Genomic DNA, 6,000 nt, shown 5'->3' on the forward strand with positions numbered 1-6,000 from the left:
ATCAAACCAAGGATGCGTAGTGCATCCTTGTAGGTAGAGTATTCAACGCTTGAATTTTTCCAATATGCGTACACTTAAGCAGCCTTTTTCTTGAGTTTTTGGCGAATAAAACCAATCACCCCTGGCAAAACACTCAGAATAATAATACCGAAAATTAAATAGGTGAAATTGTCTTTCACAATTGGCATATTTCCAAATAAGTAGCCTAGGGTAATAAACGAAGCAATCCAACAAAATGCCCCAACCACGTTATAGGTCAGAAAGTATTTATAATTCATGCTGCCTGCACCCGCCACAAAGGGCGCAAAGGTACGTGCAAAAGGCACAAAGCGGGCAAAAATAATAGTTTTACCGCCATGACGCTCAAAAAACTTTTGAGTTTCGATCAAATGCTTTTTATTAATAAAACGTGATTCAAGCTCGAAAACCCGTGGGCCAATATATTTACCAATATGATAATTCAGGGTATCGCCCAGCACTGCGGCTATGAATAGTAAAACTCCGAGTAACCAAGGGTTCATCACACCTGTTGAAGCAGCGAGTGCACCTGCTGCAAAAAGTAAACTGTCGCCTGGTAAAAACGGCATGACCACTAAGCCTGTTTCTACAAAAATAATCAGGAATAAAATGGCGTAAATCCATACCCCATATTGGGTGATGAATTCGAGCAAATGTTCATCGACGTGTAATATAAAATCAATCAGTTCCATGGGAAAAAACAAGCGAAAGTGTGCTCAAATCCTAGCAGTCCACAAGCGGAAAGTCAGTATGAAAAGGTAAATAATTTTCACAGTAATTTTAGGGATGCCAGACCAGCCACATCGGTTCTTTTTCATTGCATAGATGCAACAACATGTCTTTTAAATGCGTATTTATCCTGAATTTTGAAAAAACTAAGATGTATTTGTCTTCAAGAATGAATCAAAAATATAGGTGATCTGATGTTTAATCCAAATGTTGTGCTAAAAAGTGTGGTCGAAAAAGCAAGTGTGCAAGCCATTGTAAGTTTATTTGCACGTGCTTTTTTAGCGTATTTATTTATTGTATCTGGTTGGGGCAAAATAGCAGGCTATGATGCAACAGTGGGCTATATGCAAGCTATGGGTGTTTCAGGTTCACTACTGCCTTTGGTGATTTTGCTAGAACTTGGTGGTGGTTTGGCAATTCTATTCGGTTTACAAGCACATGTTGTGGGTCTGAGTTTAGGTGTTTTTAGTCTTTTAACTGCATTTTTATTCCATGCTGCACCAGAAGATGCGCTGAACTTTATGAAAAATATTGGTTTGGCTGGCAGTTTCTTCTACATCATGCTTTACGGTGCAGGCAAAATAAGTCTAGACCATCTTTTGGAAGCAAAAAAGTAAGTCATTGATTTCCACATCAGCTCAACAATTTAAGCAATCTTCAAGAAGGTTGCTTTTTTTATGCCATAGAAAATGCATAGTCTTTTAAAACTTAGAGTATGTGGTCACTGCAATATCACGAAGAAAAATAGCCATTTTTAGGATTGTCTGAATAGTGTGCGCAAGGCGCGGAAAAATGCTAGAATAGCGCGCTTAATTCGTTTGCCTTTCTATAGTTGTTTGTCATGACTACCAATACTCAAATTACTGAAGATCGTATCCTGATTCTGGATTTCGGTTCGCAATATAGCCAGCTGATCGCACGTCGTGTTCGTGAAGCGGGTGTATATTCTGAAATGTATGCCTACGATATGTCGGAAGAAGACATTCGTGCATTTAATCCAAACGGTATTATCTTATCGGGTGGACCTGAAAGTGTTCACCAAGAGGGTAGTCCACGCGCACCTGAAATTGTATTTAACTTAGGCGTACCTGTACTGGGTATCTGCTATGGCCTACAAACCATGTCAGAACAACTGGGCGGTAAGGTTGAAGCAGGTTCAGTGCATGAATTCGGTTATGCCGAAGTCGATATTTTGGTACGTGACAAACTGATTGGTAACTTGCAAGACCGTGAAAACCAATTGCACGTTTGGATGAGCCATGGCGATAAAGTGGCACGTATTCCAGAAGGCTTCCAAATTACGGCAAGCACACCAAGCTGCCCTGTGGCGATGATTTCTGATGAAACACGCCGTTTCTATGGTATTCAATTCCACCCAGAAGTAACGCACACGGCTAAAGGTGCAGAATTACTGTCTAACTTCGTACATCAAATTTGTGGCTGCCGTGGTTTGTGGACACCAGAACACATCATCGACTTGCGTGTAGAACAATTACGTCAGCAAATTGGCAATGAAAAAGTATTACTTGGCTTATCAGGTGGTGTCGATTCATCTGTAGTTGCTGCCTTATTGCACCGTGCCATTGGCGATCAATTAACGTGTGTATTTGTAGACAACGGTTTGTTGCGCTTGAACGAAGGCGATCAAGTGATGCAAATGTTTGCAGAAAACATGGGGATTCGCGTAATTCGTGCCGACGCTGAACAGCGTTTCTTAGGTGCATTGGCTGGTGAAGTTGATCCAGAGAAAAAACGTAAAATCATTGGTCGTGAATTTATTGAAGTTTTTGCCGAAGAAGCACGTAAGCTGGATGGCGTGAAATTCTTGGCACAAGGTACGATTTACCCAGACGTGATTGAATCTGCAGCCAGCAAACAAGGCAAAGCGCATGTGATTAAATCACACCACAACGTGGGCGGTTTACCAGAAGATTTAGCTTTTGAATTGGTTGAACCATTACGTGACTTGTTTAAAGATGAAGTTCGTAAGCTTGGCACCACTTTAGGCTTGCCACACAGCATGATTTACCGCCATCCATTCCCAGGTCCAGGTTTGGGCGTGCGTATTTTGGGTGAAGTGAAAAAAGAATATGCAGACATTTTACGTCTAGCTGATGATATTTTCATGCAGGAATTACGTGCAAGTGGCTGGTATGACAAAACAGCTCAAGCATTTGCAGTATTCCAACCTGTAAAATCTGTTGGTGTAGTCGGTGATGGTCGTCGTTATGCATGGGTAATCGCACTACGTGCCGTAGAAACAGTGGACTTTATGACCGCACGTTTCGCACACTTGCCGTATGACTTGGTGGATCGTATTTCAACACGCATTATGAATGAAATTGCAGAAGTTTCACGTGTGGTGTATGACGTATCATCTAAACCACCTGCAACCATTGAATGGGAGTAATTCAGGGATTTCACGAAGCACTGCTTCGTGCCTGAATTACGCCAAGCGCTATGCGCGCGGCAGCTAGGGGTTCCAAGCAGCACTGCTTCGTTCCTAAATTACGACATGAGCCCATTTTAAAGCACAGCTTTAAGATAGGTGCAAGATGCTTGCGGCAGCTAGGTTTTCCTCTTACACATAAAAAAGAGCACTCCATGTGCTCTTTTTTTATGTATGCTAAACAATCCAAGATTTAATTTCTTTTTTTACCGCAGATTTAGGGGGCTCAGGCATCCCCACATCAAAGCTGATGACACAATTTCGTCCACGTTGTTTGGCTTGGTATAAGGCCAAATCGGCTTCTTTAATCAGGGTTTGCAAGTCGGTTTGTTGTGGTTTTAAACTCGACACGCCAATGGAGACAGTGAAATTAAAACATTTTTTATCAATGCACATTTCATGCTGAGCAATTTTTTGTCTTAAGCGCTCTGAAATCATCAGTGCTTCATCTAAGCTGGTTTCACTAAGCAGTGCAATAAACTCTTCACCGCCAAAGCGTGCCAAAATATCCTTGCGGCGCATTTCTTTACGGGCAATGTCTGCAATATTTTGTAAGACTCGATCTCCAATATCGTGCCCATAGGTATCGTTAATTTGTTTAAAAAAGTCGACATCAAACATCAACAAGCAGACCGATTCAGATTTAGGCCATGCATGAATTTTGTGTTCTGCCATGTGTACAAACTGACGTCGGTTATTGAGTTGGGTCAGTTCATCGGTATGCGCCAAGGCTTGCAAGGTATGAAAATTCCAGTCATCCAGCAAACTGCGTAAAAAGTGATGGCGGGCATTTAGGGTATTGATCCAGCTGATATACAAACTCAACAAACATACAGGGATATACATCACCATAAAAACTAAGGCATCCTGCAAGTTGGTGAGGGAAATCACCCCAAAAAACATGAGTACGCTCATGACCAATGAATTATAGACCGCAGGGCGGAAACGCACTTGAATACACAGATTGGCCATGAGTACAAAAATGACCGAGGCATAAACATAAGTGGAAATCCAAGGGCTTTGTGATTGCGACAGGATATAGAACCAAATACCGCAGCACAGTGTGGCGCTGACCGGTAAAATTAAATCCAGCAGGCGAATATCTTTGATCAATTTAAAGCAGAAATAATTGCCAATCAGCGCCAATACAACAGCACTGAGACGGAGTGTGGCCGAGAGCGTAGTGACATCTGGAATGATGAAATAATCGATAAAGAAATACAGCAGGAACGTCATTTGCCCAATGTAATTGACTTGGCGTAAATAACGACGCTGATGTAAATTTTGGTGTTGATAAAAATGTGTTTCAAATTGTGGTGGAAGTTGCGCAGCAGGGTGCTGCAATGCTTTTTCAATTGCTTGTCGGTTTTCAAGATCACACTCAGTTGTTTTTAAAAGTTTTTCTGAGGCTTCCTGATTGCTTAAAATCTTCGAACGGGTCTGTTCTCCCATTCGAGCTTTTACAGACATAGCGATATTTACTCAAATTGACAACTTATAGTTAGGATTATGCGCAAAATGCAGAAAAAATAACCTCCCTAAATTTGGGTATTTTCTCTATTTTTTTTAAATTTTGGTCAAAATTATGCCATATATTTTAAGGTGTAGTTCAAGTTTGAACCATAAAAATCAGAACAACAAATTTCATCTTGCTCTTCGTTAGTGATTTAGCGTATTTAATAGTCAAGGAATTTACAGAAATATAAGAGGTATAGGATGAGCAATAGCAATTATACCGAGCTTTCCAATTCAGACGATTGTGATAAGTACGTTAAGCAATTTATACAGGAATTTCCGCTGCGTAGTGCTGAAATTGGGCAGGGAACTTTAATTAAACGTGCTTTACCGAGTCGGCATAAACGCATGATTGGGGCATGGTGTTTTCTAGATCACGCAGGTCCTGTTAATTTTCCACAAGGTGAAGGCTTAGATGTCGGGCCGCATCCGCATATTGGTTTGCAAACATTCACCTGGATGATTGAAGGCAGCATTATGCATACCGACAGCTTGGGTACTAAGCAATTGATTCGTCCCAAACAGGTTAATTTAATGACTGCAGGTTATGGTATTTCACATACCGAAGTTGCTCCCGACACCGAAACACACATGCATACAGCGCAACTGTGGATTGCTTTACCTGATGATCAGCGCAATATGGCGCCACGTTTTGATCATTACCCTGAGTTGCCTGTGGTTCAGCAAGATGGAGTGGAATTTACCATCTTAGTTGGTGAGTTTTTAAATACTACTTCGCCAGTATTGGTACATAGTGAGTTGCTAGGGGTAGATATTTATAGTGAAACCAGCACGACAACCCGTTTGCCGCTGAATCCTAAATTTGAATATGGTTTGATGATGTTGGAAGGCACAGCCACTGTGCATGGGCATGAATTAAACGATGAAAATATGCTGGTGCTTGAACCAGGTTTAACCGAAATTCAGCTAGATTTACATGCGGGTGCGCGTTTGTTGCTATTGGGTGGATTACCTTTTGAGTCGCCAATTTTGTTGTGGTGGAATCTCGTCGGTCGTACCCAAGAGGAACTCAGCATTGCACGTGAGCAATGGGTCAATCATGATCCCCGTTTTGGCACAATTCCAGACTATGATGGGCCACGTTTAGAAGCACCGACTTTCCCCGCAAAAATGCGTGCATCAAAATAAATGATGGAATATCAATCTATAGGGAGTAATTAACTATAACTAAAAATATAGACAAATATTTGTATAAGTGCTCATTTTGTCTATGTCGATTCAGTAGTGGCAAGGTGGGTATTTATTAGAGATTTAAATGATTATCTTTT

The 6,000-nt window shown here is 41.2% G+C and carries 5 protein-coding genes; 3 read left to right on the top strand and 2 right to left on the bottom strand.

The window, feature by feature from the left end:
- Window positions 1-74: 74 nt before the first annotated feature.
- Window positions 75-710: a DedA family protein gene (locus tag HHA42_RS06960; protein WP_168525959.1), complete on the bottom strand. Its 636-nt coding sequence runs from the start codon at window positions 708-710 to the stop codon at window positions 75-77.
- Window positions 711-941: 231 nt separating this feature from the next.
- Between HHA42_RS06960 and HHA42_RS06965 the strand changes: the two genes are divergently transcribed.
- Complete coding sequence (locus HHA42_RS06965) at window positions 942-1,364, top strand: DoxX family protein (protein WP_168525961.1); 423 nt, start codon at window positions 942-944, stop codon at window positions 1,362-1,364.
- Window positions 1,365-1,588: 224 nt separating this feature from the next.
- Window positions 1,589-3,157 (top strand): glutamine-hydrolyzing GMP synthase, encoded by a 1,569-nt coding sequence (gene guaA, locus HHA42_RS06970; RefSeq protein ID WP_168525963.1) that lies wholly within the window; start codon window positions 1,589-1,591, stop codon window positions 3,155-3,157.
- Window positions 3,158-3,373: 216 nt separating this feature from the next.
- Here guaA and HHA42_RS06975 read toward each other — a convergent pair whose 3' ends face one another.
- Window positions 3,374-4,666, bottom strand: a complete 1,293-nt coding sequence (locus tag HHA42_RS06975; protein ID WP_171525576.1) for a GGDEF domain-containing protein — start codon at window positions 4,664-4,666, stop codon at window positions 3,374-3,376.
- Between the two features lie 246 nt (window positions 4,667-4,912).
- Here HHA42_RS06975 and HHA42_RS06980 point away from each other — a divergent pair, with 246 nt between their 5' ends.
- Entirely contained in the window at window positions 4,913-5,860 is a 948-nt protein-coding gene (locus HHA42_RS06980; RefSeq protein WP_168525966.1) for a pirin family protein, read from the top strand.
- Window positions 5,861-6,000: the final 140 nt, after the last annotated feature.

Source organism: Acinetobacter sp. A3 (assembly GCF_012371415.1).
In the GTDB taxonomy this organism is placed as follows: domain Bacteria; phylum Pseudomonadota; class Gammaproteobacteria; order Pseudomonadales; family Moraxellaceae; genus Acinetobacter.

What these genes read in the sequence shown, in the direction of transcription:
- HHA42_RS06960 (WP_168525959.1), bottom strand. Translation starts at nt 710, where the DNA reads ATGGAACTGATTGATTTTATATTACACGTCGATGAACATTTGCTCGAA.
- HHA42_RS06965 (WP_168525961.1), top strand. Translation starts at nt 942, where the DNA reads ATGTTTAATCCAAATGTTGTGCTAAAAAGTGTGGTCGAAAAAGCAAGT.
- guaA (WP_168525963.1), top strand. Translation starts at nt 1,589, where the DNA reads ATGACTACCAATACTCAAATTACTGAAGATCGTATCCTGATTCTGGAT.
- HHA42_RS06975 (WP_171525576.1), bottom strand. Translation starts at nt 4,666, where the DNA reads ATGTCTGTAAAAGCTCGAATGGGAGAACAGACCCGTTCGAAGATTTTA.
- HHA42_RS06980 (WP_168525966.1), top strand. Translation starts at nt 4,913, where the DNA reads ATGAGCAATAGCAATTATACCGAGCTTTCCAATTCAGACGATTGTGAT.